Here is a 24,945-nt window from a genome sequence, read left to right as displayed (position 1 = left end):
TGTTGATGAATCGTCATGTGCGCCTTGCCCGGCGCCCGATCGGGAAGTTGCGTTCGGCGGATCTGGAACTCGTCGAAACCCCGATCCCGGATCCCGGGCCCGGCGAGGTCTTGATCCGCAACACCTGGTTGTCGATCGATCCATCCATCAGGATCCGGCTCGCCGACACCACACCGAACGGATACCTGCCGCCGTTACAGCCCGGCGACGAACTCTCCGGGCTCGCCCTCGGCACGGTCGTCGCGTCCCGGTCACCCGAATTCGCCATCGGCGATCTGGTCTCCCATACCCTCGGTTATCGGGAATACGCGATCGTCGGAACCCAGGCGCAGACCATCGGCGGTTACGGTGCCCCGGCCCGGATCGATGCGGGGCAGCTGCCGATCCAATGGTTCCTCGGCCCGCTGGGCAGTGCCGGGCTCACCGCGTACGTGGGACTGTTCGAGATCCTCGAGTTGACCACGACCGATGTTCTGTGGGTGTCATCGGCCGCAGGGGCGGTGGGTGCGCTGGCCGCGCAACTCGCGAAGTTGCGGGGGACAACCGTGCTGGGTTCGGTCGGAAGCCCGGAGAAGGTCGCGTACCTGCGCGACGAACTCGGCATCCCGGCATTCGACTATCACGACGGACCGTTGCCGAAGTCCCTGGCAGCCCTTGCGCCCCGCGGCATCGACGCCTATTTCGACAACGTCGGAGGCGACCACCTCACCGCCGCCCTGGACGCCCTGCGCCCGTCCGGCCGGATCGCGCTGTGCGGAGCGATCGCCGGCTATGACGACAGCGCAGTGCCCGGCCCGCCGAATCTGTTCACCATGGTGTCGAAAGGGCTGCGCATGCGGGGGTTCCGGGCCGGTTCGTTCACGCATCTCGAAGACTCGATGCGCCGAGAGGTGTCCGGTTACCTCGCTGACGGCCGGTTGATCCACCGCGAATCCGTCTTCGACGGAATCGAATCCGCGATCGCCGCGCTGCTGGCGATGCTGTCCGGGGCCACTGTCGGAAAAACCCTCTGTCGGCTCGATACGTGAGAGGAGGCACTGGACTGGGGCCACCCAGCCACTTCCAGTCCACTGACGCACTCGGTTTCCCGGCGGTTCGCCTGTCGACCGAACCGCCGGGGATGGCGCGCAGTGCTCATTTGCACTGCGCCATGATCACGTCGGCGAGGGCGGTTGCGCCGAGGCGGCAATCCTCGGGGGTGGCGAATTCCTTGGGGGAGTGCGAGATTCCGGTGGGGTTGCGGACGAAGATCATGCCGGTGGGGACGTGCGAGGACAGGATTCCGGCGTCGTGGCCGGCGGCGGTGGGGACGATCGGGATCTCGCCGTAGTGGGCCAGTGCCTGCTGTAGCGCCTCGCGTGGCGGTTGCGGGAATTCCACTATGGGCGTGACGGATTCGGTGTGGATGTCGAGCGTGATCCGGTCCTCGGCGGCGTGTTGCCGGGCGAGGTCGGTGATGTCGGCCAGCAGTGCGTCGAGGGTGTGCTGATCGGCGGCGCGGGCATCGAGCCAGGCCCGGATCCGAGCGGCGATCGCGTTGGTGCCGTTGGGGGAGACGAGCACCTTGGCGAAGGTCGCGACCGCGTTCTGTCGTTCGGCGACGGTGCGGGCCGAACGCACGGTGGCCGCGAACGCGAGCATCGGGTCGCGCCGGTCGGCGAGGTGGGTGGCGCCCGCGTGATTGGCCTCGCCGTCGAAGACGAATTCCCAGCGCCCGTGTGGCCAGATGGAGGACGCGACGGCCAGTGGCCGGTCGATGCGGTCCAACAGCCGCCCTTGTTCGATGTGCAGCTCCACGAAAATGCGTATGCGGCTGATCAATTCAGGATCAGGGCCGAGATGCTCGGGGGTGCGCCCGGCATGGGTGAGCGCCTCGGCCAAGGTGATGCCGTCGTTGTCACGCAGGCCCAGTGCTCGTTCCGGCGCGAGGGCGCCAGTGCTGAGCTGGGACCCGATGCACGCGACGCCGAATCGGGCGCCTTCCTCGTCGGAGAAGGCGACGACACCGATCGGCACGGCGGGTTCGAAACCGCGGGCGCGCAACAGATCCACGGCGGCGAACGCGCAGACCACGCCGAGCGGACCGTCGTAGGCGCCGCCGTCGGGAACCGAGTCCAGGTGTGAGCCGGTGACGAAGGCGCCGCGCGGGGACCCGATCCAGCCGCGGGGCAGCCACCACGCCCAGAGGTTTCCGTTGCGATCGGTGTCGAGTTGCATGGATCGGGACGCGGCGGCGCCGGCGAACCAGTCTCGCAGTGTGAGATCCGCATCGGACCAGGCATAGCGGCGGTAGCCGCCCGTGCCGCGGTGACGGCCGACCTCGAGGATCTCGTTCCACAGCGGATCGAACACGCCCGCAACGGGATTCGGCTGTTCGGTCACGATCCGGCTCATGCCGCGCCTCCCGGAATCCAGTTCGTGCCCGCGAGCGGAACACGTGCCATGGCGGCCGCCTCCACCGTGAGCGCCACCAGATCCTCCGGCTCGAGATTGCGCAGATGCGACTTACCGCAGGCCCGCGCCAAAGTCTGCGCCTCCATGGTTAGCACACGCAGATAATTCGCCAGCCGACGACCGCCCTCGACAGGGTCCAGGCGCTGGGCCAGTGTGGGGTCCTGGGTGGTGATCCCGGCGGGGTCGCGCCCGTCCTGGAAGTCGTCGTAACAGCCTGCGGCCGAACCGATCCGCTCGTACTCCGCCGCATGCCGAGGGCTGTTGTCGCCGAGTGCGATGAGCGCGGCGGTGCCGATCGCGACCGCGTCGGCCCCCAGCGCCATCGCCTTGGCCACGTCCGCGCCGGTACGGATGCCACCGGAGACGATCAGCTGTACCGACCGGTGCACCCCGAGTTCCTGCAGCGCCCGCACCGCCTGCGGGATGGCCGCCAGCGTCGGAATCCCGACATGCTCGATGAAGACCTCCTGGGTGGCGGCCGTGCCGCCCTGCATACCGTCCACGACCACGACATCGGCTCCGGCCTTCACCGCGAGTTTCACATCGTAATAGGTGCGGGTGGCGCCGATCTTGACGTAGATCGGCTTGTCCCAGCCGGTGATCTCGCGCAGCTCGAGGATCTTGATGGCCAGATCGTCGGGCCCGGTCCAGTCCGGATGACGGCAGGCGCTGCGCTGGTCGACCCCCTGCGGCAGGGTGCGCATCGCCGCGACCCGCTCGGTGATCTTCTGGCCCAGCAGCATTCCGCCGCCGCCGGGCTTGGCGCCCTGGCCGAGCACGACCTCGATGGCGTCGGCCTTGCGCAGGTCGTCCGGATTCATGCCGTAGCGCGAGGGAAGGTACTGGTAGACAAGGTGTTTGGACTGACCGCGCTCCTCGGTGGTCATACCGCCGTCGCCGGTGGTGGTGGAGGTGCCGACCGCGCTGGCGCCGCGGCCCAGTGCCTCCTTGGCCGGCCCGGACAGAGCCCCGAAGCTCATACCCGCGATGGTGACCGGGATATCCAGGTGCAGTGGATGTTTCGCGTGCCGATCACCGAGCACGACGTCGGTGTCGCAGCGTTCCCGATAGCCCTCCAGCGGGTAGCGGGACATCGAGGCGCCCAGGAAGAGCAGATCGTCGAAATGCGGGAGGGGGCGTTTGGCGCCCCAGCCACGGATGTCGTAGATGCCGGTGTCGGCGGCGCGCTGGATCTCGGCGATGACGCGGCGGTCGAAGGTGGCCGATTCACGCAGTACGGGATGGGAAGTGGTCATGATCAGTACGCTCCGGCGTTGTCGACGTGGAAGTTGTACAGCGTGCGAGCCGATCCGTATCGGGTGAATTCGCTTGCGGCGTAATCGAATCCCGCGATCGAGAGAAGTTCGGTCAGCTCGTCGAGATGTTCCGGGCGCATCGGTTTGCGGATGCAGTCCGCCCCGAGGGAGGCCACTGTCCCGCGCACATAGAGCCGCGCTTCGTAGAGCGAATCACCCAGTGCCTCACCGGCATCGCCACACACGACCAGACGCCCGGCCTGTCCCATGAAGGCACTCATATGCCCGACGCTGCCGCCCACGACGATGTCGACACCCTTCATCGAGATCCCGCAGCGGGCACCGGCGTCGCCCTCGACGACCAGCAACCCGCCGTGCGCGGTGGCCCCGGCCGACTGGGAGGCGGTGCCGCGCACCCGCACGGTGCCCGACATCATGTTCTCCGCCACGCCGACACCGGCATTGCCCTCGACGGTCACCGTCGCACGCTGGTTCATTCCTGCGCAGTAGTAGCCGACCGGGCCGGTGATCCGCACGTCGAGATCGGCGTCGAGTCCGCACGCCAGCGCATGGGCGCCACGGGGATTGGTGATCGTGAGCGCGGCGGGCGCGTCCGGTCCGGCGAGCAGCGCGTTCACCTCGCGCACCGTCGAGGTGGCGAGATCGGCGATGACGCGGGTCTCGCGGTCGGGCACGATGCTGGTCACTGTCGGTGCCATAGGTACACCTCTTCCGGTTCGGGTTCGAAGATGCGGGCGTTCTCCACGCCGGGCAGATCGGTCAGTGCGCGGTATTCCGAGGCCATCGCCACCCAGCGGTCGGTCTCGGCGATGATCGCGGGTTTGCAGGCGATCGCGTCGCGCACGACCGCGAAGGAGTCGCTGGTGGACACCAGCAGTGTGTAGAAGCCGTCGAAGCGTTCGTTCAACAGCAGCAGCGCCTTCTCCAGATCCGCTCCCGCGGCGAGTTGTTCGGCGACGAAACGCGCGCCCACCTCGGTGTCGTTGGCGCTGTCGAATCGCACCCCGTGCCGCTCCAGTTCGTGCTTGATGCCCATGTGGTTGCTGAACGAACCGTTGTGGACCAGGCACTGGCCGGGGCCGACCGAGAACGGGTGCGACCCTTCCGCGGTCACGGCCGATTCGGTGGCCATGCGGGTGTGGCCGATGCCCTGCCAGCCCTGGGCGGCCGGTAGGCCGAATCGGTGGGCCAGCTCACCGGGGTTGCCGACGCCCTTGAGCACGGTCAGGCCGGAGCCGAAACCGACGATCCGCGCGTCGGGGGCGTGTGCTCGGACCGCCTCGGCCAGCTCGGTCGCGTCGAGTGCGGCGTGCAGCACGGTGGTGGGTGCGAGGTCGTGCGCGATGACCTCGACTCCCGTTGCGCGAGCGAGTGATTCGGCGAGCTGTTCGGCCGTGGCGGGGTTGTCCAGCAGGGAGACGGTGGCATGCCCCGGCGGTGACCAGACCGGATCGCCGTAGACGGCCATACCGGCCGAATCGGGTCCGCGGTCACACATGTGGCCGAGCATGTCGGTCAGCAGCGCACCCAGGCGCGGGTACAGGGTCGCGTCCCGCAGATGCAGTCCGACGATTCCGCACATGATTTTCTCCTCCGAATCGGTGGTCAGAACGCCGTGAGGTAGTGGTCGATCTCCCACGCGGACACCGTGTTGTGCCAGGTGAAGAACTCCTCGCGTTTGCGTTCGGTGAAGTAGGCGGCCACACCGGGCCCGGCGATATCGAGCGCGGCGGTGAGCACGGGGTCGGCGTCGAGGGCGTCCGCGGCGTGCACGAGGGTCATCGGCAGCATCCGATCGCCGCCCTCGCCGGGCCGTCCGGGGGTGAGTCCGCGGTCGATGCCGTCGAGTCCGGCCGCGATCGCCGCCGCGGCGGCCAGGTAGGGGTTCGCCGAACCGTCCGCACCGCGCAACTCGATCCGATTGTGATCGGGGACGCGCAGGTAGTGGGTGCGGTCGTTGCCGCCGTAGGTGGCGTAGCGCGGTGACCAGGTCGCGCCGCTGCTTGTGGTGGTGGCACCGGTTCGCTTGTAGGAGTTGACCGTTGGCGCTATCACCGCCTGCAACCCGCACGCGTGGTCGAGCAGACCGGCCAGGAATGCGTACGCGATCGGCGACAGGCCCAGCCCGTGCGTGTCACCGGCGCCGGGGAACAGTGGCTCGCCCGCGCGCCACAGCGACAGGTGCAGGTGCATGCCCGAGCCGGTGCGGTCGGCGAACGGCTTGGGCATGAATGTCGCTGTCATTCCGCGCTTCTCGGCGATCACGGACAACAGGTACCGAGCGGTGATCACGCGGTCGGCGGTGGTGAGCGCGTCGGCGTAGTCGAAGTTCTGCTCGAACTGACCGTTGGCGTCCTCGTGGTCGCTGGCGTAGTTGCCCCACCCGAGCGCGTTCATCGCCGCCGACACCTCGGTGAGGTGGTCGTACATCCGGGTGACATCACGCGCGTCGTAACAGGGCTGGCGGCTGACATCGGCGCGGTCGGCGGTGCCGAGCGTGCCGTCGGTATCCCGGTCGACGAGAAAGTATTCGACCTCGGCGCCCACGTTGACGGTGAAACCGCGTTCGGCGGCGCGTTCGAGGGTGCGCTGCAGGATCGCCCGCGGTGCGAACGGCCACGGCTCGCCCGCCACGTACGGGGTGCAGTGCACCAGTGCCAGACCCGGGCGCAGGAACGGTACAGGGGTGAACGAGGCGAGATCGGGCCGCGCGACCAGATCCGGGTCGCGCGGTTGCTGGCCCATCATTCCCGCGGCGTAGCCGGCGAATCCGGCGCCGTCGGCCTCGAGTTGGCCGAGTGCGGCGGCGGGGACCAGTTTCGCGCACGGCTTGCCGGACAAGGTGGTGAACAGCGCGAGTACGAAGGTGGTGTCGGTGGCCTCGGCGAGCCGGGTCAGTGAGGTATCGGTGGTGATCGGTGTGACGGTGGCGGCATCGGGCATGGCGGTTTCTCCTGCGATACTCATGTGATCGGTTGTTACTCAGCGCATTTCGCCCGCACCCTGGTAGGGGTGCGGACTCAGCAGCGGTGCGTTCTCGGCGAATCGCGAATAGCGGAAGTCGGTGGCCGCGACCCCGGGCAGCGTGGTGGTTCCATCGAGCAGCAGATCCGCGACCAGGCGCCCGACCGCGGGGGAGATCTTGAAACCGTGGCCCGAGAATCCGGTCGCCAGGAAGAGTCCGGGTGCGGGGGAGGGACCGATGATCGGGTTGTAGTCCGGGGTGACGTCGTAGGCGCCGACATAGCTTCCGCTGATCCGCGGGTCGGGCATGTGTGGCAGCCGGTGATCCAGCTTTCCGATGACCTTCTCGATGATGCTGTCGTCGGCGCGGTTGGTGTAGTGATCGGGGTCGATGTACTCGGGTGCGGCGTGATCGCTGTTCCCTGCAAGGATTTCGCCGTTCGGTTCGCGGCACAGATACTGCAATCCGGCCAGGTCCGACAGGACCGGGACGGGCGGGAGCGGCTCGCCCTGATCGACCAGGACCAGTTGGGCGCGTTGCGCTTTCACCGGGACATCGACGCCGACGGTGGCGCCGAGCGCGGCCGACCACGGACCGGCCGCCACGATCACCGTTCCGGCGTGGACCTGCGTCCCGTCCGCGAGCGCCGCGCCGTAGACCGTGCCGCTCGAATCCTGTAGCAGCGCCGTCACTTCGGTGCTCTGGCGGATTCGCACGCCCAGCGGCCGGGCCGCGGCCGCGAAGGCCATCCCGGTCAGATGCGCATCGCCGCGCCCGCCGCGCGGCTCGTAGGCCAGTGCGGCGAAGTCATCGAGCCGCAGGCCCGGCCACAACTGCGCCATCTCGTCGTGATCGATGAAGTCGACGTCGATGCCCAACTGCTGCTGCATCACGACATTGGCCTCGAGCGGCTCGACGTTGTCCGGGCCGACACCGACGACGTAACCGCACTGGCGGAAACCCATGTCGTCGCCGAATCGTTCTGCCGCCGTGGCGAATACCTGCACGCCGTACCACGACATCGCGGCCAGCGACGGAGCGCCGTAGTGACAGCGCACCACGCCGCTGGATTTGCCGGTCATACCCGAGCACAGCGTGTCGCGCTCGACCACGAGCACGTCGGTGGCGCCGCGATCGGCCAGTGACCAGGCGATCGCCAGGCCCTCCAGCCCGCCGCCGACGATCAGGTATTCGGTGGTCTCGGTCATGCCACATCCTCGGTGAATCCGCCGTTTGTCATCTGCGGTGAATCGATGTTGAACGCTATGAAACATGACCGATATGACGGGCGCGTTTCTCGAACGTCACGAAACTATGTCTACCGCCGGTGGACGCGATGGGACGTGACTCTGCGGCGATTAACCGTGGATTCACATTAAGATCGACTACTGCAACATCTGCCGTGTTCACTCTTGTGAGACGTCGATTCCTCATGGGCGTCATGAAGGCTCTCTGGAAAACAGGTGATCACGATGAATCAGGCAGTCGCCGCCGACACGGCGTGGATGCTGGCCGCCTTCGCGGCCGTATCGCTCATGGTGGCCGGGCTCGCGTTGTTCTACGGCGGGATGGTCAGCGTCCGCAACACCCTCAACATGGCGATGATGATCTTCGGCGCGCTGGCCGTGGTCGGCGTGCTGTGGATCGTGGTCGGATATTCGGCCGCATTCGGCAATTCCCTCGGCCGCCTCGGGCTGCTGGGCGACCCGTTCGAGTACTTCGGTTCCTCGGGGCTGCTCACCGCGCCGGCCGGTGCGTTGCCACCGGCGGTGGTGTCGGCGTTCCAGCTGCTGTTCGCGGCGATCACGGTCGCCTTGATCGCCGGTGCGGTGGCCGATCGGATGAAGTTCGGGTCGTGGCTGGTGTTCGCGGGATTGTGGGCGGTGCTGGTGTATTTCCCGGTGGCGCACTGGGTTTTCGCCTTCGACAGCAAGGACGGCGCGGTCACCGGTGGCTGGATCGCCAACAAGCTGAAGGCCATCGACTTCGCCGGCGGCACCGCGGTGCACATCAACGCCGGCATCGCCGGACTCGCGCTGGTCCTGGTGCTGGGCAACCGGCAGATATTCCCCAATGCGCCACGCCCGCACAGTCTTCCGCTGACCATGCTCGGGGCGGGGATGCTGTTCTTCGGCTGGTTCGGGTTCAACGGCGGCTCGGCGCTGTCCGCGGGCAACTCGGCCTCGGTCGCGGTACTCAACACCCTCGCCGCCTCGTGCGCGGGCATCTGCGCGTGGCTCGCGGTGGAGAAGGTGCGCGAGGGCCGCGCCACCTCACTCGGCGCGGGGTCGGGACTGATCGCCGCGCTCGTCGGCATCACCCCGGCGTGCGGTGCGGTCTCACCGCTGGGCGCGCTCGTGGTGGGCGCGATCTGCGGTGCGGTCTGCTGTCTCACCGTATCGCTCAAATACCGGCTGAAACTGGATGATTCGCTCGACGTCGTCGGGATCCACCTGGTCGGTGGCATCCTCGGGACGTTGCTCATCGGGCTGCTCGGCGATCCGGCCGCACCCAATGCGGTGGCGGGGCTGTTCTACGGCGGTGGCCTGAATCAACTGTGGCGCCAGGCCGTCGCGGTACTCGCGGTACTCGCGTACTCGTTCGTGGTGACCTGGATCATCGCCAAGGTCATGCACATGGTGCGCGGTATCCGGATCGATCGCGACAGCGAGAGCGAAGGGCTGGACGTCGCGGTGCACGGCGAAACCGCCTACGTGCTCGACACATTCGCGACCGCCACGGCACCGGCGCAGCCTGCCGATGCCGTGGGAGCGGCCGAATCCCTCACCGCCGCGGCCGAATCCGCCAGCCGGAACTGATCCCGCCGTGGTTCCAGGGCGGGCGGGGCGTCCGTCACGGCACGAGGGGCTATTCGACGTGGTTGTCCGGGTAGGCCGTCACCGCCAGGAACCGGATCGGCAGCCGCACGAGCTCGTTCGGCCCGTGCGGTCCCTCGCCGTCCAGCAGCAGCGAATCACCTGGCCGCAGTGTGTATTCCGCGTCCCCGTGGCCGTACACCATGACTCCCTCGAGCATGTGCAGCAGTTCGGTGCCGGCGTGCTGGAACAGCGGGAAGGTCTCGCTGGACTCGGTGAGGGTGACCAGCACCGGCTCCAATCTCTTGTGCTGGCCCCGCAATCCGCCGAGCAGTTCGTAGTGGTGGCCCACGCGCGTGCCGCGGCCCACGATCACCGCGCCGTGACCGGCAGGGGTGAACACCGCCTCGCGTTCGGCATCGGCCCCGCGGAACAGCGAGGTCACCGGAACATCCAGTCCGGCGGCCAGCCGCGCCAGGGTGGACAGGCTGCACGAGGTCTGCGCGTTCTCGATCTTCGACAGCATCGCCTTGGAGATCCCGATCTTGGCTGCGGCCTCCCCGACAGTGAGACCGCTGGCCGCGCGCAGCCGTCGCACCTGATCACCGATGACCCGCTCCAACCCGGCCTCGGCGGCGGCGTCCGGGGAAACCTCACGCTGTACCGGGGCGGGATCGCCGGTGTCACGGTGCTCGCGGCGGATCGCTGGCTGACTCATGACCACCAGTCTATGACCCACAGTTTCCTGATAGTAGACAGAGAACGGACGAAGACGCGCAGATCGGTGGGGAGTACCGGTGGTTGAACCGTTCGGCGGGGCACCGTGAACATGGGACCAGATCTGATACGGAATCTCTCGTCGGCAGTTCGTGATTGAATTCGCCGGTCGCGTCCGCGCCGCGGGGTGGCGTTCCGGGCGTGCGGCCTCTCACTGAGGTCCGGGTGGTCGCGGCGGTCCCTGCTCTGCTGCGTCGAGTGCCGGCTCGAGCGGGGTGAGTGCGGCGCGGAGCAGGTCGGGCAGCGAGCCGGACGCGACGACGAAGCCTGCGGTGGCAGGCACGCCCGGCGGCGGCTGTAGCCATTGTTCGAGGGCGACACGGATCGCGGCGGCCACGGCGGCCGCGAGCACGGGGGCGGTGAGTGTGTCGAGAGCGCCGAGACGGGAGGCGATCGCGGCTGCGAGAGGTTCCGAGATCGCGCTGGTGGCATCGAGAAACGCATCCCGCAGCGCCGGGTGGGTGGTGATCAACAGCAACGCGTCGCGACGGTGTTCGCCCGGATCGGTGTATTGCGTCAGGATCGCCTCGATGACGGCGTCGGCGAGGCGAACACCCGGCGGCCGAGCTGCTACCGCCGCCGCGACTCGCGCCTCCCGCTCGGCGGTGACGGCGGCGACGATCGCCTGCTCACGACTGGAGAAATAGTTGTTGTAGGTCCGCGGCGAGACACCGGCCGCCTCGGCGATGTCCTCGACGCGCACGTTGTCCGGCCCGCGTTCCAGCGCCAGTCGCAGCGCCGCTTCTCGCAGTGCCTCGCGGGTGGCCTGCTTCTTGCGTTCGCGCAATCCTGCCGGTCTCGTCGTCACGATCCGATTCTGACACAAAAACATGCGCACGCGAAATATTGCGCATACGCATGGTTTATCTCTAGGCTGGCGCCGTCCGAACCCCGATCGACAGAAGGGACCACGCACATGCGAGGCAAGGGGATGACGTACGACACCGGTTTCATCCGGCATGGCCGGGCGTCACGGAAGGAATTCGACCCCGAAATCGTCCGGCGGGAGCTGGCCATCATCCGAGATGACCTGCACTGCAATGCCGTTCAGATCGTCGGAGGCGACGCGGACCGGCTGGAACTCGCAGCCCGGTGCGCCGCCGAACTGGGGCCGGCGGTGTGGTTCACGCCCTACCCCCTGGAACTGACCACCGCGCAGATCCTGTCGCTGTTCGCCGACTGCGCGCGCAGAGCCGAGCGGCTGCGGCGGACAGGGGCCGAGGTCGTTTTCGTCACCGGCGTCGAACTGAGCTTGATGAACCGGGGATTTCTGCCCGGCGACACCGTCTGGGAGCGGCTCGATTTCCTGCTGGGCAACCCCGATACCCGCGGTGAGCGTCTCGCGGAGCTGAGCGCTCGCCTCGACGACTTCCTCGGGGAGGCGGTAACCGTGGTCCGTGAAGCCTTCGGGGGCGCACTCACCTACTGCGCCATACCGTTCGAGCGGATCGACTGGACACCGTTCGACATCATGTCGATCGAACTCATCCGCTCCGCCGAGGTGGCCGACCAGTTCCGGGCGGGTGTACGTGCTCTGGTCGCGCAGGGAAAGCCGCTGGCGATCACCGGTTTCGGCACGGCCACCTGGCGCGGCGCCGCCGATGTGGCGCCGCGCAGCAATGAGATCGTCGAATACGACACCGCCACCGGCGACCCGATCCGGCTGAACGGGCGGTACGCCCGGGACGAGGCCGGGCAGGCCGCATACCTGAGCGAACTGCTGGAGATCTTCGACAGCGAAGGCGTCGACAGCGCCTTCGTATTCCTGTTCGCACTCCACAGCCACCCGCACCGTCCCGGCGGCGACCCGCGAGAGGATCTGGACCTCGCCAGCCTCGGCATCGTCAAGGTCCTGGAGGGCCGCCGCGGCGACACCTATCCGGACCTGGCCTGGGAACCCAAAGCGGCCTTCGCCGCCGTCGCCGAGTACTACGGCGGCGAGATGACACGCAAACCCGTTGCGACACCGGCCTTCTGAGCGAGGAACACCTCGACTCCGGGAGCGGGAAGAGTGAATGAAGACGGCTCACGCGCATCCGCGAGACCGAACGCCGCAGCCCTCGAAAACCGGACTGCTCAGGAAACCTCGCGTTCGCCGAACAGGTGGCCCATGCGGTGCTCCTTGGTGGTCAGGTACCGGAGGTTCGCAGGCATGGCGCCGACCGTGAGTGGAATGCGACGTGCGACGGACACTCCGCCGGTTTCGAGGTCCCGGATCTTGTCGGGATTGTTGGTCAGCAGCCGGACGCAGGTGATACCCATGTCCAGCAGTACGGCTGCGGCGGCGCCGTATTCGCGCGCGTCGGCCGGTGCGCCGAGTTGCAGGTTGGCGTCCACCGTGTCGAGTCCGTCGTCCTGAATTTCGTATGCGGCCAGTTTCTTTCTCAGGCCGATGGCCCTTCCCTCGTGCCCGCGCAGGTACACCAGTACGCCACCGTCGCGCCCGATCTGCGCCAGTGCGGCGTCGAGTTGGGGGCCGCAGTCGCAACGTTCGGAGCCGAGCGATTCGCCTGTGAGGCATTCGGAGTGCACGCGTACGGTCACTTCGCCGCGCGGCTCGCCGTGAACGAGGGCAAGGTGGTCGGCGCCGGTGCGCAGGTCGAGATAGCCCAGCGCGCGGAAGCGGCCGTACCGGGTCGGCAGCACGGTTTCGGCGGTCTGCACGACGCGCGGCTCTTCCCCGACCGGCAAGGGATTTCGGCGGCGATAGGCGATCAACTCCGCAATGGTCAGAGTCGGCAGGTCGAAGCGGTGGGCGAGCGCGTCGACGCCGGGGCCGCGAAGCATCGACCCGTCGTCGTCCACCAGTTCCGCGATGGCCGCGACGGGAGGCAGACCCGCCAACCGGCAGAGGTCCACCGACGCCTCGGTGTGCCCCGGCCGCTCGAGCACGCCGTCGACCCGGGCGCGCAGCGGAAGGATGTGCCCCGGGCGCACGAAATCCACGGACGTGGCCGACGGATCGGCGAGCAGCCGCAGGGTGCGGGCCCGGTCCGCGGCACTGATCCCGGTGCTCACCCCGGTTTTCGCATCCACGCTCACGGTGTAGGCCGTGCCGCGCGGATCCTCGTTGGACTCCACCATCGGCGGCAGGCGCAGTTCAGCCGCGCGGTGCGGGGTCAGCGGCGCGCACAACAGGCCTGAAGTGTGCCGGATGGTCCACCCGATCCAGTGGTCCGTGGCGGCGTGCGCGGCGAGCACTACGTCGCCCTCGTTTTCCCGGTCGGCCGCGTCGGTCACGAGAACCGGCCGACCCTCTCGCAGCGCTGCCAGCGCCATCGTCAATCGATCCATGTAGGTAGTATAAGCATGCTTATACTACGTCCGCATGCTTACTCTTCTGGACGCCCCATCTCGCGAAGCTCGCTCTCGACGACGAGCGCGGCTCGCCGCAATTGACGGTCGGCGGCGACGATCTCCTCCCGGCCGACCACTTCGTTGAGCGTGTCGCTGATCTCGAGCACCGCGGCACCCATCTCGTCGAGCGCGGCAACGCCGGCCTTGGTGACTTCGAGCGAAAGCGCTCGCTCGCTCTCCGGGTGCGCGCTGCGTGCGACGAAACCTCGCTTCTCCAACTGGGTCACGATGCGCGTCATCGTTTGCGGTCGGGCGTAGCAGCGCCGGGACAGCTGAGCCAGCGTCAGGTGCGGTCGGTTGGCCAGTATCCGCAACGCCGTGTAGCTGGACAGGGTCATGTTCCATGGCCGCAGGCGCGCGTTCCCGATCCGCGAGACGGCACGTTCGAACCGGAACGCGGCGTCGATGAGAGACGACGCCTCATCCATATCGGTCGCCGCTCGTGCGGGCGAGCGACCGTCGTCGAACGGATCGATATAGGGCAATGGGTCGGTCATCTCTGCAGCGTAGAGGTGCTTGCCGAAGCGAATTGATCAGCATGCTTGCATTCAAGTATGCATGCTTATAATCTGTCAGCATGCTTACATCGGAGGTGTTTCGGTCGGTCCTGGGACATTTCCCCAGCGGCATCGTGGCGATCACCGGGCGTGCGGTGAACGGCGAGCCGGTAGGCATGGCAGTCTCGTCGTTCACCTCGGTCTCGCTCGATCCGCCGCTGGTGGCGTTCCTGCCCGGCAAGACGTCCTCGACATTCCCCGCTATCGCCCGGCGTGGCACGTTCTGCGTCAATGTGCTCGCCGCCGGGCAGGAAGACCTCTGCCGAGCGCTGGCGGTTTCCGGTGGCGACAAGTTCACGGACCTGAGCTGGCATCCCGGGCCGCACGGCGATCCCGTGCTCGACGGTGCTGTGGCCTGGATCGGCTGCACGATCGAGACCGTGCACGACGCCGGCGACCACCGCATCGTCGTCGGCCGGGTCAGTGATCTCGGCGCCGACCCAGCGGCCGGGCCGCTGCTGTTCTTCCGAAGTCGGTACCACCATCTCGCGGCCGGCTGAACCACACGCCGGAGCCCACCCCTACCTCGATGGAGAGGCATGTCATGACCAACCCGGAGTCCCGTCCATGACCACTCTGACCCTGTCCGATGCCCACGCTCTCGTCGTGGCCGCGATGACCACCGTCGGCCACACCCCGGACGACGCCGTCGTCATCGCAGATCACCTGCTCGATTGCGAACTGCGCGGACTGGCGTTCGGCGGGCTCGCCCGGGCGGTGTCGATCACGGAGCGGATCCGGGCCACCACCCAAGCGCCGCGACCGATCGAGATCGTCCGCGAGACATCCGTATCGGCGACCCTCGACGGTGGCGATCAGGTGGGATATCTCGTCGGCATGCGTGCGCTCGAGCTGGCGACGGAAAAGGCTCGCGCACACGGCATTTCCGTCGTCGGCGCACGCAACACCTGGTACACGGGCATGTTCTCCCACTACCTCGAGAAGGCTGCGGCGGCCGGGCTCGCCGGGGTGATCGCGGGCAGCGGGCCCGCAGTCGTCGCCCCGCACGGCGGTACCGAGGGACGGTTCGGCACCAACCCGATCGCGTTCGGTTTTCCCGCCGAACCCACGCCGGTCATCTGGGATATCGGTACCTCCGCCGTCATGTACGGCGAAGTGGTGCTGAAGGCACGGCTCGGCGAGGAACTGAAGCCGGGCCAAGCCTACGATGCCGCCGGGTCACCGACGAGCGACCCCGGCGCCGCACTGGCGGGGGCATTCGGGGTGTGGGGTGGGCACAAGGGTTCCGGACTGGCAGCGGTGGTGCAGTTGCTCGGGATGATGAGCGGAGCGGCGGCCGATCCGCCGGGCATCTCCGACTGCGGGTTCTTCGTACTGCTGGTCGATCCGGCCGCCCTCACCGACCCGGACGACTACCGCCGCCGCGTCACCGAGTTCGCCGCGTCGATCCGCGCGACCAGACCCGTGGAAGGCGGCCGGGCCGTCCGAGTGCCGTTCGACCGGTCCGCGGCATGCCGCGAGGAGACGTTGCGGCGCGGCACGATCGACGTACCCGAGACGGTGGTCGCCGCGCTGCGGGAGGCCGCTCATGAGTGAACACCCGGACGACTTCACCATCGAACCGTCCGCGTCGGGTCGTCTGCTCTGCGGCGGCTGCTCCGGAAACGACCGCTGCCGGCTCGGCGTCGAGGCACGCGAGGACCCGCTGCGGTTCGACGTGATCTGCCCACGCCACTGGCAGGGCGGGCCCGAGGTGGCGCACGGCGGCTGGATCGCCGCCGTCTTCGATGACGTGCTCACCATGGCCGTGCTGCGCACCGAACGACGGCTGGTCACGAAGTCGCTGGCGGTCTCCTATCAGCGCCCGGTTCCGGTCGAGCAGTGCCTCGCGGCGACGGCGTCGATCGATGCCCACAGCGGCAGGAATTGGACGGTCTCGGCGGTGCTGGCCCTCGGCCGGGACGGTCCGACGCTGGCCACCGCGCGCGCCGAACTCCGCACCCGCCGCGCCGACCACTACGCCAGGCACCACGCGTGGCTGACAAGCAACTGAGGAGGAACAATGGTCGAGTTTTTCACCGGGGCCCAGCCCCTCGCAGCGGACGAGACCGATCCGGACCGGATGATCGAGCGAATCCACCAGCTGGACCGCTCGGAGGTGATCGACCGGGTCCTGCTCGGATACTCCTCGACCTGGCCGCACAATCACGCGACTGCGCCCTTCGCCCTCGCCGTATCGGAGAAGTTCGCACCGATCGTCGCGCACCGGCCCGGTGTCATGCCGCCGGTGGCCGCCGCGCGCTACTTCGCCACACTCGATGTGCTTGCCCGCGGCAGGCTCGCGATCAATGTGGTCGTCGGCGGGTCGGACAAGGATCTGCGCCGCGAATCCGACGACCTGCCCAAGGCCGAACGCTATCGGCGCGCGGTCGAGTACCTCGACGTCGTCCGCCGCACCTGGACCTCCACCGAGCCCTTCGACCACCACGGTGAGTACTACACGGCCGAGGCGGTGAAGATCACGACCAGGCCGGTGCAGGGGCAGGTGCCGATCTTCATGGGCGGCGAGAGCGACGATGCCGTCGACTTCGGCGCGCGCCACGCGGACCTGTACATGCTGTGGGGTGAGCCGTTCGCGGGTACGAGGGAACGCATCGAGCGAGTCGGCGCGGCCGCCGAGGCCTACCACCGGAAGATACCGTTCTCGCTGAGCCTGCGACTGTTCCTCGGCGACACCGACGACGACGCCTGGGCCCAGGCGCGTGCGGTGGAGCGGCAGATCGCCGAGAACAGTGGCCGGTTCCTGCGCTCGTCGTCGAGTGACACCTCCGTCGGACGGCAGCGGGCGCTCGCGCTGACCGACGAGGAACTCCACGATGACTGCTTCTGGACCGGCCTGACCAAGCTGCTGGGCGGTTTCGCCAACTCGCAGGCGCTCGTCGGCACCGAGGAGCGCATCCTGGACACGCTGGGTACCTACCGCGACCTCGGCATCGACGCGTTCCTGGTGACCACCGGCGCCGAGGCGTCCTGGGACCCGGCCCTGGAGGGCTTTCTGGCCCGGGCGAAGAAGGAGTTGGCATGACCGAAAACCCCAGGGGCCCCGAGGATCTCGCGGAAGACACCGTCGGCGGTCTGGTCGCCGCCCGGGCTTGCGCGCATCCGGACAAGCCCGCGCTGGTGGTCGACGGCACCGAGCTGACCTACGGCCGGCTGGACCGCGCTGTCTCCGAGGTGGCCCGTGGCCTGCTCGCACTCGGTGCCCAGCGCGGCGATGCGGTCGGCATCCTCCTGCCCAATCGCATCGAGTATCTGCTCACCTGGTTCGGCGCCGCGCGCGCCGGGCTCGTCGAAGTCCCGGTCAACACCGCGTACAAGGGGCAGTTCCTCGACCACGCGCTGCGCAGCACCGATGTGCGGATCCTCATCACCGAGGCTGCCCTGCTCGACCTCGTCGCCGAACTCCCCGAACTGCCGGGAACACTGACCACGGTGGTCCTGCTCGACGACGACGCATCCGGCCGTACCCCGCCCGGCGTCCGCGTGCTGACCTGGCGCGGGCTGATCGCGGCCGGCGACCCGGGATGCGAGCTCCCCGAAGTCGGCGCGGCCGATCCGGTAGCCATCATGCTCACCTCCGGCACCACCGGGCGCAGCAAGGGAGCGGTGTACCCGAACCGTATGCAGGTCGCCGCCGCACGGGAGTGCGCCGCCCAGATGGGCACCGCTTCCGACGAGCGGCTCTACACGTGCCTGCCCCTGTTCCACGGTGCAGCCCAGATCAACATCACCCTGCACGGCCTGTACGCCGGTGCCACCGTCGTGCTCGGCCGCAGGTTCTCCGCCAGCCGGTTCTGGGACGAGCTGCGCGCACACGGCGTCACCCAGTTCAACGCGCTGGGCTCGATCCTGCCCGCGCTGCTCGCGCAACCACCGTCGGAAAAGGACCGCGACCACCGAGTACGACGTGTGTTCGCCGCACCCGCGCCCGCGCAGGTACTGCGTCCGTTCGAAGAACGCTTCGGGGTCCACATCGTCGAGGGCTATGGGCTCACCGAGATCAAGAACGTGCTCTACAACCCGCTGGACTCGCGCAAGATCGGCTCGATCGGGCTGCCCACGGAGTCCTCGATCGTGGAGGTGCACGACGAGTCCGGCCGACGCGCCGCACCCGGGCAGGCCGGTGAGATCGTGTACCGGCCACGCGAACCCCACGTCATGTTCTGCGGCTACCACCGCGATCCCGAGGCGACGCTCGCGACGATGCGCGATTTGTGGTGGCACACCGGCGATCTCGGCTACACCGACGAGGACGGGTACTTCTACTTCGTCGACCGTAAGAAGGATGCTCTGCGCCGTCGCGGGGAGAACATCTCCTCCCACGAGGTCGAGTCGCTGCTGCTGGCCTATCCCGGTGTGGTCGCGGCGGCCGCCATCGCCACCCCGTCGGAGCTGGGCGAAGACGAAGTACTCGCCGTGCTGGAGATGGACTCCGGGCGGCAGGTGGATTTCGCGGATCTGTTCGCGCACTGTGACCGCGGCATGCCGCATTTCATGGTGCCTCGCTACTACCGCGTCGTCGATCGGCTACCCGTCACGCCGACCGGCAAGGTCCGCAAAACCGAGCTGCGCTGCCAGGGACAGCTCGACGCCTGGGATGCGCAGGCCGCGGGCTTCACACCGACCCGCCATGTCTGAGGCGAGCAGGATGCCCACCGATGCGCGCATCCGCGAGATCGCGCCACGCCTGACGTTCCAGAGCCATCGCGTCCCGACCGAGGTCAAGGTCGAACTGGTGCGACGGCTCGTCGACGCCGGGCTGCGCACGTTCGAGCTGTCGTCGTTCGTCCGCCCCGACCTGATCCCCGGCCTCGCCGACGCCGAGGACGTGTTCGCGCGGGTTCCGCGCGTGTCGGGCCTGGGTCTCGGCTGCTGTGTCGGCAACACGCGTGGCCTCATGCGCGCCGTCGACTCGGGCGCGGATACGGCGTCTTTCCTGCTGTCGGCCGATGAGGACTTCGCCCGCGCCAACATCGGGCGTTCCACTACGGACTCGCTGGCGGAGCTCGAGCGCATGGCCGCGTACGCCTCGGACCACGACATCGTGCTCGGCACATACGTGATCTTCGCCTGGGGCGGGCCCACCGGACCCGCGCGCGGCGGTGCGGACCTCGAACGACTGGCCGGCCGGCTTCTCGACATCGGCGTGGATCACTGGATTCTCGCCGATTCGTCCGGCTACGCGGCACCACCACAGATCCGCGAATTGGTCGGCGCCGCACTGAACCACATACCCGCCGAGAACCTCACCGTGCAGATCCACGACGCCCGCGGCATGGGCCTGGCCGCCCTGCTTCCGCTACTGGACCTGGGCGTGCGGAATATCGACACGACGCTCGCGGGCAGTGGCGGCCACCCGGCCATGCCGGGTTCCCAGGGCGGCGGAGTATGCACCGAGGACGCCGTGCAGCTGCTCGAATTGTCCGGCGTCCGCACCGGAATCGACCTGCCACGCCTGATCGACACCGCGAACTGGCTGGCCACCGAGGTCGGCGCCCCGTGCAAGGGGTTCGTCCGACACACCGGCCTCGTACCCCGGGACGAGACTGCCGGACGCCTCGCCTTCAGCTGGTGACACCCGGGGTTTCAGCAGTTTCGACCGGAACCGATTCGACAGCGTTATTCCACACACGGAGGACCAGTGCCGAAAGTTGTTGTCGCCGGAGCGGGCCTGACCGGGCTCGCGGCCGCGATCTCCGCCCGCGAAGCCGGAGCGAACGTCGTCCTGCTGGAGAAGGGCAGCCGCGCGGACGTCGGCGGGAATGCCGCGTTCTCGGGCGGGCTGTTCCTGTTCCGCTACGACGGACCCGCCGACCTGACGTCGATCACCCAGGACTTCGAGCCCGGGATGAGAGCCGATCGGATCGAGGCTCCGCCCTACGCGAGCGACGCCTATGCCGCCGAATTGATGGCGATCAGTGACGGCCGGGCCGACCCGCGGCTGGTGAGAACGCTCGCGGAACAGTCGCTGGACACCGTGCGGTGGCTGGCGGCGAAAGGTGTCCGCTTCACCTTCAACCGCACCGTCGGCGCACACGTGCGCAACGGTGTGCTGCACATCCCGCCCGGGCAGATCCTGACCAGCACGGGTGAGGGCATGTCACGCGGCTTCGAGGTGATCGAGCCGCTGCTGGGGTACGCCGAACGCATCGGGGTCGAGATCCGCTGGTGCACCGCGCTCGTCGACGTCGTGCGCGAGGACCGGCGAGTCACCGGCGTGGCAGTGGACGGCGGCGTGCTGCCCGGCGACGCAGTGGTGATCGCCACCGGCGGCTTCCAGGCCGACCGCGAGCTACGGCGTCGGCACCTCGGACCCGATTGGGTGAACGTGAAACTGCGCGGAACCCGGCTCGCCACCGGCGCGGTATTCGGTCGCGCCGCGGGATACACCGCCGCGACCGAGGCCGAGGGGCGCCATGGCTGAGGAGTCCGCAGCAAATCGGCCGGGACGGTGCCCGATCGAGACCATCGATGCGCCGACAGCGGGGGAGAAACCTGTAACTACACGGAGGCGTTGGCAGTGCTCTATGAACTCACCCATCTGGCAATGAAGCTCTACACAGTGCCGAAAGCCCTCTCCATCTTGCACGACTACACCACGGGCGCATCAGCGCGCGGCAGACTGCTCGGCTGCTGGGAAACGGAGCACGGTGTGATCGTCGGCCGGGTACTGCTACTGCGCGAGTTCGCGGATGTGCATGCGCTCGCCGAGGAACGACAGCGGATCCTCACCAGTTCCAACCCTTTCGGGGTCGGCGAGCATCTGGAGTCCTTCACGGTCGAGACCTATGCGCCGTTCCCGTTCGTCCCTCCCGTCCGAACCGGACGCTACGGCGACGTCTACGAATTCCGCACCTATGAGTTGAAGGTCGGCGGACTGACACCCACCATGGCCGGCTGGGCCGCCGCACTCCCCGAACGCACCGCGCTCTTCCCACTCACCACCGCGATGTACGGCCTGGACGGCATCCCGCGCATCACGCACATCTGGCCATTCCCCAGCCTCGATCAACGACTGGCCATCCGCCGCGAGTCCTACGAACGCGGAATCTGGCCACCCGAGAACGGCCCCGAGAACATCGCCCACGCGACCTCCACCATCGCCATTCCCGCCGAATTCTCCCCGCTGCACTGAGCGAAGCAGCCGGTGTCCGCGCCGTCGGCTGTTGTTGGCGCGCAGACCATTCCAGGCGGCTGCTGAAGGAATCTGCTGACCGTGGAACGGCTTCGGCATGTTCTTTCGGCGATGTCGGTGGGGGACCGGCTTGCTGTCGGCGTATCGCGCCGTGTCAGTCGACAGGCCCTCGGGCGGTCAGCACGGTCCTGAGCACGTGCTCGACCGCGGACTCGAACAGCGCTCCCCGTAGCTCATCTCGTTCGGCGAGGTTGCGGGTCGCGAGGTCGAGCATCTGGTCGGGGGACAGGCGGCGCACCACCAGGGTGGCGACGTCTTCCAGATCGAGGTCGCTGTTCGCGTTGTCCAGTCTGGCCAGGGCGAACGCGACGACGATTTCCTCGTCGGTCATACTTCGCCTCCGTCGTTCGCTCGTGCGGCTACGCCGTGGGCAGCCAGGCTCGATCCTACGGCGTCAGTCGATCGGTCAACCCTTCCGATCGGTAACGCCTCGGCCCGAACCGGCGACATTGCCTGTGCAACAAGATACTTCGGCAGAACTGGCGCTGGGGCCGGTGAACTCTCGGGAGACTCCATGAAAGCACGCACATTCGTCGGTGTGGCGGCCGCTGCCGTCGCGGTCTCGATGGCCGGTACTGCCGTTGCGAATGCGGCGCCACCCAGTGTCGATGTGACACCGTATCTGGTCGGTACCACCGCCTACTTCAGTGTCGCTGGTGCGACCTGCTCGATTGATTCCAACGGTGACGTCGGGTGTGACATTCCGGCGGGTATGGCCAAGTGGTACAACATCATCCCGGTCACCGACCTGGTGATCGACCTGCCTATTCTGCCCGCGCATCCCACCTTCGGGCTGTTCGGGCAGCACGGGCGAGCGGGCAGCCCGGTGTTGCCGGAGGGAGACGGCTACGGCAGCACCATCAGCTATGCGGGAGCGACGTGTTCCGGTGGCGGCCGCGGCGCCATCAGTTGCAGCTCGAAGGGGCACAGCTTCAGCTTCGGCTGGTCGGGCACTCAGACCAGTTGAACGACCCACCCGGCGGCGAGATCGTCAGGTACGCACCGCGAGCACGGCGCGATCACAGACGGTTCGTGTTCTGGTGTCGGTGGCTCTCGACGAGCTGTTTGAAGTTCAGTAACTGCCGCCGAGCCATGATCAGATCACCGACGGACAGCCCGAGGGCCACCCATCGGTTGGTCTGCATCACAACCTTGAGCAGCAGCCGCGTCGTGTCGTGATCGTGGGGCACCAGGACGTAGGACATGAAAGCGCCCATCATCCTGCCCGTCAGCTGATTCCCCGGATCGACGGAGACGATTCGGCCCCACTCGCGCCCGGCGGCGGTGGTGAATCGTTCTCCGACTCGAGGCTCGGGAAGGCTCACCAGTTCTCGCGGTGAGCGGCGTCCGAGGTTGTCGATCCAGTCGTACGCGTAGGGCGCGATCCTGACCTGCGCGACCCAGGGCCACACCGCTTCGACGGGCGCCTCCACACCCACGCCCCGCCACGCTTGCAGTGCGGGTGAGGTGACGAAGTCGTCGCACGGGTACGAGCGGACGACCTCGCTTTCGCTCACGCCCCACCGGTCACCGATCACGCATCCATTGTCTGCGAGGGGGATATGGCGGGGCAACGGTTTTCGCCGTGCGGGAATTGCTCAGCCCCGGCTGAACGAGTCCCACTGTGCGCGAGATCGCCGGCGCAGTCGATCTCGATAAGCCGGTCACGATTGCTCGGCTTATCGGCATGATGGCTCACGTGAGGCTGATCCAGCGCGCTGTGTCGCGTCCTCACGGCCATACGTTCGGGCGAAAGTAGTTGCGGTCTAAGGAGATCGGTCCGTTCCGGCTGCTTTCTTGCGCCGCCGCGGTTCGGCCGACCGCGGCGGCGTCCGACGCATGTGGTCTCGCGCGCGGGCGAGGATGTCGGCGAGTGCCTCGACGTCGGATCGGGACAGCGGGGCGAACAGCAGGTCGTCGAGGACAGCGACGTGACCGGGGAAGACCCCCGCGAGCACGGCACGTCCCTCGTCAGTGATGGTGACCGTGATGCTGCGCTCGTCATCGGCGGACAACGTGCGGGTCACCAGGCCCCGCTTCTCCAGTGTCTGGGCCTGGTAGGTCAGTCCGCTGCGGCTGTAGACGACACCGTCGGCCAGATCGGTCATCCGCCGACTGCCTGTCGGGGAGTCTCCGAGGGTGGCCAGGAGCTGGAACTGCACGTAGCTGAGATCCCCGGCCTCCCGCAACTGCTGTTCGACGGCGTGCTTGAGCAGGCTGCTCGCCTCGATGAGGGCGAAGTATGCGCCCAACTGCGTGGCATCCAGGGGCGGCGGCGAAGCGGGCATGAGCCGAGTCTATCAGTACTTCGAACTCGAAGTACTTGCTTCGAGTTCGAAGCAGTGTTAGCTTGGTCGTCAGTTGCTTCGAATTCAAAGCAACACGCCGAAAGGAAAGACACCATGAAGGCAGTACGGTTCCACGAAACAGGCGGCCCGGAGGTTCTGCGCTACGAAGACGTCGACCAGCCGGTCCCCGGTGCCGGTGAGGTGCGCATCCAGGTCGCGGGGTCGGCGTTCAACCCGGCCGACGGCGGAATGCGCGGCGGCTTCCTGCCGATTCCGGTGACGCTGCCGCACGTTCCGGGCTACGACGTCTCCGGCACGATCGACGCGATCGGCCACGGGGTGGACGGTCTCACCGTGGGCGAGAACGTCGTCGGGTTCATACCCATGAATGCCGACGGCTCCGCGGCGCAGTACGTCGTCGCCCCGGCGGAAGCGCTGGTGCAGGCTCCGACGAGCATGCTGCTGGCCGATGCTGCCGGGTTGCCGTCGGTCGGGCTGACCGCCTCGCAGGCACTCTTCGAGGCCGGCGAGCTCGAGGCCGGCCAGCGGGTGCTGATCAACGGCGCCGGCGGCCCGGTGGGCGGATACGCTGTGCAACTGGCCAAGCGCGCAGGTGCGTACGTCATCGCCACAGCGAGCCCGCGCAGCAGCGAGATCGTCGAGGCGGCAGGTGCGGACGAGATCATCGACCACACGGCCACCTCTGTGCTCGACGCGGTGACCGAGCCCGTCGATGTGCTGCTCAACCTCGCCCCGATCACCCCTGACGGATTCACCGCCCTGGTCACGCGCGTCCGCGATGGCGGCGTGGTCGTCTCCACGACACCGACCGTGACGACGCCCGGTGACGAGGATCGAAACGTGCGCGCGGCGACGATCTTCGTCCACCCCGACGCGGACACGCTCTCGCACCTCGTCGCCCTCATCGACCGCGGCGACCTGCACGTCGAGATCGCCCGGCGCGTGCCGCTGAGCGAGCTGCCCGCGATCCATCAGCAGTCCGACGCGGGAGAGATCCACGGTAAGGTCGTTGCCGTCCCACCCGCAGTCCGACGATCCCGCGCCAACACCTGAGTCGGGTCGGGAACTGGAGTGATCGCTGACGCCACAGCTGGTCTGTGGTAACACCGCACGCTCGCCGAGGTCGCCTTCCGGTATTTCGAGTGCCGAATTTCATTGCATGCGTACATAATTCGCGCCCGGCAGTGCCGGTTGGCGCTCGAAACAGGTCCGGCGGT

26 protein-coding genes are annotated in these 24,945 nt (G+C 67.8%); 13 read left to right on the top strand and 13 right to left on the bottom strand.

Annotation, left to right across the window (positions count from 1 at the left end; all coding sequences use genetic code 11):
* The first annotated feature begins 2 nt into the window (after positions 1 to 2).
* Positions 3 to 1,028: an NADP-dependent oxidoreductase gene (locus ON40_RS11810; protein WP_040821777.1), complete on the top strand. Its 1,026-nt coding sequence runs from the start codon at positions 3 to 5 to the stop codon at positions 1,026 to 1,028.
* Between the two features lie 106 nt (positions 1,029 to 1,134).
* On the opposite strand, the gene ON40_RS11805 is transcribed toward ON40_RS11810, so the two are convergent.
* Genes ON40_RS11805 through ON40_RS11780 form a run of 6 tightly spaced genes read right to left on the bottom strand, consistent with a single transcriptional unit; the run spans position 1,135 to position 7,904 of the window.
* Positions 1,135 to 2,394 (bottom strand): allantoate amidohydrolase, encoded by a 1,260-nt coding sequence (locus tag ON40_RS11805; protein WP_051193002.1) that lies wholly within the window; start codon positions 2,392 to 2,394, stop codon positions 1,135 to 1,137.
* Positions 2,391 to 3,710: an FMN-binding glutamate synthase family protein gene (locus ON40_RS11800; RefSeq protein ID WP_040821775.1), complete on the bottom strand. Its 1,320-nt coding sequence runs from the start codon at positions 3,708 to 3,710 to the stop codon at positions 2,391 to 2,393. Before ON40_RS11800 ends, ON40_RS11805 begins: the two co-directional genes overlap by 4 nt.
* 2 nt (positions 3,711 to 3,712) lie before the next feature.
* Positions 3,713 to 4,429 (bottom strand): GltB/FmdC/FwdC-like GXGXG domain-containing protein, encoded by a 717-nt coding sequence (locus tag ON40_RS11795; protein ID WP_040821774.1) that lies wholly within the window; start codon positions 4,427 to 4,429, stop codon positions 3,713 to 3,715.
* Positions 4,414 to 5,313 carry a class II glutamine amidotransferase gene (locus ON40_RS11790; RefSeq protein ID WP_040821772.1) on the bottom strand — a complete coding sequence of 300 codons (900 nt, stop codon included), beginning with the start codon at positions 5,311 to 5,313 and terminating at the stop codon, positions 4,414 to 4,416. Before ON40_RS11790 ends, ON40_RS11795 begins: the two co-directional genes overlap by 16 nt.
* A gap of 23 nt (positions 5,314 to 5,336) precedes the next feature.
* Positions 5,337 to 6,674, bottom strand: a complete 1,338-nt coding sequence (glnT, locus tag ON40_RS11785) for a type III glutamate--ammonia ligase (RefSeq protein WP_085997700.1) — start codon at positions 6,672 to 6,674, stop codon at positions 5,337 to 5,339.
* 39 nt (positions 6,675 to 6,713) lie between these two features.
* Entirely contained in the window at positions 6,714 to 7,904 is a 1,191-nt protein-coding gene (locus ON40_RS11780; protein WP_040821768.1) for an NAD(P)/FAD-dependent oxidoreductase, read from the bottom strand.
* Positions 7,905 to 8,168: 264 nt separating this feature from the next.
* Between ON40_RS11780 and ON40_RS11775 the strand changes: the two genes are divergently transcribed.
* Positions 8,169 to 9,515 carry an ammonium transporter gene (locus ON40_RS11775; RefSeq protein WP_040821839.1) on the top strand — a complete coding sequence of 449 codons (1,347 nt, stop codon included), beginning with the start codon at positions 8,169 to 8,171 and terminating at the stop codon, positions 9,513 to 9,515.
* Between the two features lie 49 nt (positions 9,516 to 9,564).
* On the opposite strand, the gene ON40_RS11770 is transcribed toward ON40_RS11775, so the two are convergent.
* Together ON40_RS11770 and ON40_RS11765 are read right to left on the bottom strand one after the other, a co-directional pair.
* Positions 9,565 to 10,230: a helix-turn-helix domain-containing protein gene (locus ON40_RS11770; protein WP_040821765.1), complete on the bottom strand. Its 666-nt coding sequence runs from the start codon at positions 10,228 to 10,230 to the stop codon at positions 9,565 to 9,567.
* Positions 10,231 to 10,440: 210 nt separating this feature from the next.
* A complete protein-coding gene (locus ON40_RS11765; protein WP_040821763.1) occupies positions 10,441 to 11,097 on the bottom strand; it encodes a TetR/AcrR family transcriptional regulator in 657 nt (218 codons plus the stop codon).
* A gap of 123 nt (positions 11,098 to 11,220) precedes the next feature.
* Here ON40_RS11765 and ON40_RS11760 point away from each other — a divergent pair, with 123 nt between their 5' ends.
* Entirely contained in the window at positions 11,221 to 12,267 is a 1,047-nt protein-coding gene (locus ON40_RS11760; RefSeq protein WP_245567765.1) for a hypothetical protein, read from the top strand.
* Positions 12,268 to 12,365: 98 nt separating this feature from the next.
* Here ON40_RS11760 and ON40_RS11755 read toward each other — a convergent pair whose 3' ends face one another.
* Complete coding sequence (locus tag ON40_RS11755; protein ID WP_040821761.1) at positions 12,366 to 13,583, bottom strand: bifunctional 3,4-dihydroxy-2-butanone-4-phosphate synthase/GTP cyclohydrolase II; 1,218 nt, start codon at positions 13,581 to 13,583, stop codon at positions 12,366 to 12,368.
* A gap of 38 nt (positions 13,584 to 13,621) precedes the next feature.
* Positions 13,622 to 14,131, bottom strand: a complete 510-nt coding sequence (locus ON40_RS11750) for a MarR family winged helix-turn-helix transcriptional regulator (protein ID WP_218008774.1) — start codon at positions 14,129 to 14,131, stop codon at positions 13,622 to 13,624.
* A 92-nt stretch (positions 14,132 to 14,223) separates the two neighbouring features.
* On the opposite strand from ON40_RS11750, the gene ON40_RS11745 reads away from it, so the two are divergent.
* The 8 genes from ON40_RS11745 to ON40_RS11710 all read left to right on the top strand — a co-directional run bounded on the left by ON40_RS11745 (position 14,224) and on the right by ON40_RS11710 (position 21,359).
* Positions 14,224 to 14,703 (top strand): flavin reductase family protein, encoded by a 480-nt coding sequence (locus tag ON40_RS11745; RefSeq protein ID WP_040821755.1) that lies wholly within the window; start codon positions 14,224 to 14,226, stop codon positions 14,701 to 14,703.
* A gap of 67 nt (positions 14,704 to 14,770) precedes the next feature.
* Positions 14,771 to 15,760 carry an Ldh family oxidoreductase gene (locus tag ON40_RS11740; protein WP_040821753.1) on the top strand — a complete coding sequence of 330 codons (990 nt, stop codon included), beginning with the start codon at positions 14,771 to 14,773 and terminating at the stop codon, positions 15,758 to 15,760.
* The gene (locus tag ON40_RS11735; protein ID WP_040821752.1) at positions 15,753 to 16,217 is read left to right on the top strand and encodes a PaaI family thioesterase; all 465 of its coding nucleotides are present in this window, start codon (positions 15,753 to 15,755) and stop codon (positions 16,215 to 16,217) included. The genes ON40_RS11740 and ON40_RS11735 overlap by 8 nt, the downstream gene beginning before the upstream one ends.
* Positions 16,218 to 16,226: 9 nt before the next feature.
* On the top strand, positions 16,227 to 17,249 hold the full coding sequence (locus ON40_RS11730; RefSeq protein ID WP_040821750.1) for an LLM class flavin-dependent oxidoreductase: 1,023 nt from the start codon (positions 16,227 to 16,229) through the stop codon (positions 17,247 to 17,249).
* Positions 17,246 to 18,862, top strand: coding sequence for an AMP-binding protein (locus ON40_RS11725; protein WP_040821748.1), 1,617 nt, complete (start codon positions 17,246 to 17,248; stop codon positions 18,860 to 18,862). Before ON40_RS11730 ends, ON40_RS11725 begins: the two co-directional genes overlap by 4 nt.
* Positions 18,863 to 18,872: 10 nt before the next feature.
* Positions 18,873 to 19,799 carry a hydroxymethylglutaryl-CoA lyase-like TIM-barrel protein gene (locus tag ON40_RS11720; protein ID WP_040821746.1) on the top strand — a complete coding sequence of 309 codons (927 nt, stop codon included), beginning with the start codon at positions 18,873 to 18,875 and terminating at the stop codon, positions 19,797 to 19,799.
* Between the two features lie 66 nt (positions 19,800 to 19,865).
* Entirely contained in the window at positions 19,866 to 20,648 is a 783-nt protein-coding gene (locus tag ON40_RS11715) for an FAD-dependent oxidoreductase (protein WP_083895583.1), read from the top strand.
* Positions 20,649 to 20,744: 96 nt separating this feature from the next.
* Positions 20,745 to 21,359, top strand: coding sequence for an NIPSNAP family protein (locus ON40_RS11710; RefSeq protein WP_040821834.1), 615 nt, complete (start codon positions 20,745 to 20,747; stop codon positions 21,357 to 21,359).
* 154 nt (positions 21,360 to 21,513) lie between these two features.
* Here ON40_RS11710 and ON40_RS11705 read toward each other — a convergent pair whose 3' ends face one another.
* Positions 21,514 to 21,750, bottom strand: coding sequence for a hypothetical protein (locus ON40_RS11705; RefSeq protein ID WP_040821743.1), 237 nt, complete (start codon positions 21,748 to 21,750; stop codon positions 21,514 to 21,516).
* Positions 21,751 to 21,933: 183 nt separating this feature from the next.
* On the opposite strand from ON40_RS11705, the gene ON40_RS11700 reads away from it, so the two are divergent.
* Positions 21,934 to 22,386 (top strand): hypothetical protein, encoded by a 453-nt coding sequence (locus tag ON40_RS11700; RefSeq protein ID WP_040821739.1) that lies wholly within the window; start codon positions 21,934 to 21,936, stop codon positions 22,384 to 22,386.
* A 52-nt stretch (positions 22,387 to 22,438) separates the two neighbouring features.
* Here the strand turns inward: ON40_RS11700 and ON40_RS11695 are convergent, their stop codons facing one another.
* Together ON40_RS11695 and ON40_RS11690 are read right to left on the bottom strand one after the other, a co-directional pair.
* The gene (locus tag ON40_RS11695) at positions 22,439 to 22,957 is read right to left on the bottom strand and encodes a hypothetical protein (protein WP_040821736.1); all 519 of its coding nucleotides are present in this window, start codon (positions 22,955 to 22,957) and stop codon (positions 22,439 to 22,441) included.
* 228 nt (positions 22,958 to 23,185) lie between these two features.
* Positions 23,186 to 23,707, bottom strand: a complete 522-nt coding sequence (locus tag ON40_RS11690) for a MarR family winged helix-turn-helix transcriptional regulator (protein ID WP_040821734.1) — start codon at positions 23,705 to 23,707, stop codon at positions 23,186 to 23,188.
* Positions 23,708 to 23,821: 114 nt separating this feature from the next.
* On the opposite strand from ON40_RS11690, the gene ON40_RS11685 reads away from it, so the two are divergent.
* Positions 23,822 to 24,781, top strand: coding sequence for an NADP-dependent oxidoreductase (locus ON40_RS11685; protein WP_040821731.1), 960 nt, complete (start codon positions 23,822 to 23,824; stop codon positions 24,779 to 24,781).
* Positions 24,782 to 24,945: the final 164 nt, after the last annotated feature.

Origin of the sequence: Nocardia jiangxiensis NBRC 101359, from assembly GCF_000308615.1 — a bacterium.
Classification (GTDB): domain Bacteria; phylum Actinomycetota; class Actinomycetes; order Mycobacteriales; family Mycobacteriaceae; genus Nocardia; species Nocardia jiangxiensis.
The sequence above is the reverse complement of the archived record's forward strand: the minus strand, read 5'-3'. Positions and strand labels throughout refer to the sequence as shown.